This window comes from Streptomyces niveiscabiei (genome assembly GCF_001419795.1).
GTDB lineage: Bacteria > Actinomycetota > Actinomycetes > Streptomycetales > Streptomycetaceae > Streptomyces > Streptomyces niveiscabiei.
In genome coordinates, this window is sequence record NZ_LIRL01000917.1 from 1 (window position 1) to 3962 (window position 3962).

The 3962-nt window shown below is 71.3% G+C and carries 2 protein-coding genes; both read right to left on the bottom strand.

What is annotated here, in order from left to right; translation table 11 throughout:
• Positions 1-363 precede the first annotated feature (363 nt).
• Entirely contained in the window at positions 364-3180 is a 2817-nt protein-coding gene (locus AOK24_RS36860; protein WP_055724304.1) for a SpoIIE family protein phosphatase, read from the bottom strand.
• A 216-nt stretch (positions 3181-3396) separates the two neighbouring features.
• The gene (locus AOK24_RS36865; protein WP_063799581.1) at positions 3397-3816 is read right to left on the bottom strand and encodes an ATP-binding protein; all 420 of its coding nucleotides are present in this window, start codon (positions 3814-3816) and stop codon (positions 3397-3399) included.
• Positions 3817-3962: the final 146 nt, after the last annotated feature.

Sequence of the window (3962 nt, forward strand, 5' to 3'; positions counted from 1 at the left end):
GGAGAGTGCATCGGCGGAGTATTGCGGAGCGGGTTGGTTGGGTCCAAGGGATTTTTTGCATTGGGCCGGGTGGGGGGCGGCGTTTTGGGTGAGGCGGGCAGCGGGGAGCCGTACCGGCGTGGCAACTACGCGTCTTTCAGGGGCTCGCGGGCGCTGGGCAGCTCTTGAAGCGCGGCAGCTGCACGTCTTTTAGAGGCACGAGGACACCGGGCGCCCCTCAAGACACGGCAACCGCACGCCTTTCAGACCGCTAGGCCGCCGAGCACCCCTCAAAACACGGCAACCGCATGTTTTTAGGGGCGCGGGGAACTGCGCGACCAGCCACAACGGACCCGCAGCCGCCCCACAATCCGATCCCACCCCCTAGAACAGGCTCAGCAACGCCTCCGCAGGATCGACCGGCGTCGAGTCCCCATCCGGCAACGGCAGTTCAAACCAAACCGTCTTCCCTCGAGGGGTCCGCCGAGAGCCCCACGCCGCAGACAGCAACCCCACGAGCTGAAGTCCCCGACCCCCCTCGTCCGTATCCCGCGCGCGCCTGCGTCGAGGCTGGACCAGGCCGGCGTCCCAGACCTCGCACACCAGCGTCCGGTCGAGCAGGAGCCGGAGTCGGATCTCGCCCTCGCCGTAGCGCAAGGCGTTGGTGACGAGCTCGCTCACCAGCAACTCGGTCGTATCGACAAGGGGTTCAAGGTCCCAGCTCACCAACTGCGCCCGCGCATACTCCCGAGCCCGCCCCACACTCTTGGGCTCACGAGGCAGCGTCCAGTCACCGACGGACTCCGCGGGCAGCCCCTGGACGCGGGCCATCAGCAGCGCGATGTCGTCCTCGCCGTGGTGGGAGTCGAGCGTGTTGAGAACGTGGTCGCAGACGTCCTCCAGCGGCTGGGAGGGGTCGGTGAGCGCGCCGACGAACGCCTGGAGCCCTTCGTCGAGGGGATGGTCACGGGACTCGACCAGCCCGTCCGTGTACAGCGCGAGCAACGCCCCCTCGGGCAGCTCGACTTCGACCTCCTCGAACGGCTCCCCGCCGACGCCGAGCGGCATGCCGGGCGGCACGTCCAGCATGAGCGCGGGCTCGCCGGGTTCGACCAGCACGGGCGGCAGGTGGCCCGCGTTGGCGAACGTGCACCGGCGGGTGACGGAGTCGTACACCGCGTACACGCACGTCGCGAGGTACACCTCGGAGAGGTCCGCCTCCCGGGGGCGCCGGGCCGCGCGGGTCGCCTGTTGCACACCCCCCGGCGTGCCGAGGCCGCGCGCGATCTCGTCCAGCGCGCTGAGGACTTCGGCGGGTTCGGTGTCGAGCAGCGCCAACGTCCGTACGGCGGTGCGGAGTTCGCCCATCGCGACGGCGGCCCGCAGGCCCCGTCCCATGACGTCGCCGACGACCAACGCGGTGCGGTGGCCCGGCAGTTCGATGACGTCGAACCAGTCGCCGCCGACCTCGCTGGGGCGCCCCGTGGACGCGTTGCCCGGCAGGTAGCGGCAGGCGATGTCGAGGCCGGAGGCGATCGGGTCGCCCGGCGGCAGCAGGGAGCGTTGCAGTATCAGCGCGCGTTCGCGTTCGCGCCGGTACAGCCGCGCGTTGTCGATGCTGACGGCGGCCCGCGCGGCCAGTTCGACGGCCAGGTCGCGGTCCCGGTCGCCGAACGGCTCGCTGCCCTTCGTACGGGAGAACTGCGCGAGCCCGACGACGGTGTCGTGCGCGACCATCGGCACGGCCAGCGTGGACTGGACGAGGCCGCCTTCCGCGCCGGCGATGTGCTGGGGGCGTGCGGTGCGCAGCGCGTCCGCGCGGGGCGACGTGAACGGGAAGTGGTGGACCGAGCCGACGGGGATCGGGGTGCCGCCGGTCGCGGTGAACGGGACGTCCGAGACGGCCGACGCGAAGGCGACGCGGCGGAGTTCCGCGCTGCCGTCCGCGAGGCCCGGCGGGGTCTCGTCGCCGGCCAGCAGGCCCTGGTAGAGGTCGACGGTCGCGAGGTCGCAGAAGCCGGGGACGACCACGTCGAGGAGTTCGCGGGCCGTGGTCTCCAGGTCGAGGGAGTTGCCGATGCGGGCGCCGGCCTCGTTCAGCAGGGCGAGGTTGCGGCGGGCCGCGGCGGCTTCCCTGGCCGCCGCCCTGCGGGCCGTGATGTCGATGCCGAGCCAGGCGATGCCGATGGGGCGTCCGCTGCCGCTGTGCACGCGGTACAGGTTGATCGACCAGTGCCTGCGCTCGTCCGAGCCCGGGGTGAACCCGGTGACGTGCATGTCCGTGATCGAGTCGCCGGTCTGGAGCACCCGCTTCAGGGTCGCGGTGACGCGCTCGGCCTCCGACCTCTGGAGGTAGTCCGCGACGCCGTGCCCGCGGTGGTCGTCCGGTGTCCCGCCGAACAGCGACGCGAACCGTTCGTTCGCCCGCCGCACTCTCAGGTCCGGGTCGATCAGCAGGAACCCGAACGGGGATTGGCCGAAAATCGACTGCGAGGCGGCGAGGTCGGTCTCGATGCTGCGCAGGGTCCGCACGTCGACGACGATGCACACGGCGGCCCGGTCGCCGTCCGACGTCGTGGTCGGCATCACATAGACCTCGGCGAGCCCCCTCTCCCCGCTCTCCGGCGCCTTGAACGGCACCACACCGGTCCACTCCCGCCCGTCCAGGATCTCCGCCATCTTCCGCTGCCCCCGCGCGCGCAGGTCCGGGTCGATGAACGCCTGAATCGGATCCAGCCCGACAGCCCGCTCCGCGGAGATCCCGAAAATCTGCTCGGCCCGCAGACTCCACTGATCGACAAGCCCATCGGGCCCGATGGAGAAGGAGGCGACCCGGATGTAGTCGTAGATGGACCCCGGCGGGCTGCTCTGCCAGACGGCGTCGGCGGCGGGGATGTCGGAGAGGGCGGAGGAGGGTACGGGCGTGGCACGCGGGTCGGCAGCGGGCTCGCGGCGTGAGGCGCCGGGGCTGGCCTGCGCCGCGTTCCGGGTGCCCCCGGGAGTCGCCCCGCGCGGGGCCGCCGCGTCGGCGCCATCCGGCCCGTTCGGGTGCGCGGTGTCCCTCGGCGTCGTGCCGCCCGGTGAGGTGGCATCGCCGAAGGCGCCTGCGGCGTCCGACGGGTCGTGCGACCCCGTGGCCTTCGCTGGTATCTCGCTCACGCGAACCGTCCCCTCCAGCTCACCGCGCCCGGTACCGGTCACCAGGGGCGGCTGCCCGCAGTATCCAGCACTACGGGGCCGCACGGCACGGTGTTCACGATCACAGCACGGTCCAGGCGTTTTTTGGACCGTTCCGTTCCAACACTTCCACTCTTCTAACCAGCGGGCACACCCTCGAACCACCCGGATCGACTCGAGTCCCTGGCCGAAAACCGACGTACGCCGCCGGCGAGGCGGCCGGAGCGGCGTTTCCGCAGGTCATTCGGGCACCGCCTCGGGCACCGCCAGTTCGAACCAGACCGTCTTGCCGGTCGCATCGGGACGCGTACCCCACCGGTTCGCCGCGGACGCGAGCAGTTGCAGCCCCCTGCCGCTCTCGTCCTCCGGCCGGGCCGCGCGCTCCCGGGGCGGGTCGGGCAGCGGATCGGAGACCTCGACGACGAGGACGTCGCCGAGCCCGGCGGGCCGGACGAGCCGCAGCCCGATCGGCCCGGCCGCGTGCCGCAGGGCGTTGGTCACCAGCTCGCTGACGAGCAGGACCGCGACATCGCTCACGCCCTCCAGCCGCCACCTCTGCAACTGCATCCGAACGACCGTACGAGCCCCGCGCACCGCTCCCGGATCCGCCGGGAACGTCCACTCGGCGCAGTCGCCTTCGGTGTCGATCACGCCGATCACTTCCCAGCACAGCGATGCACACCATGTCCGATTTCAGATATTCGATAACCACATACCCGATATCACACACCCGGTACCACCCGACTTGGCGCACACCACCCCATCCAGCGCACGCCCACCCCCATGCTCCGGCACACACACCACCC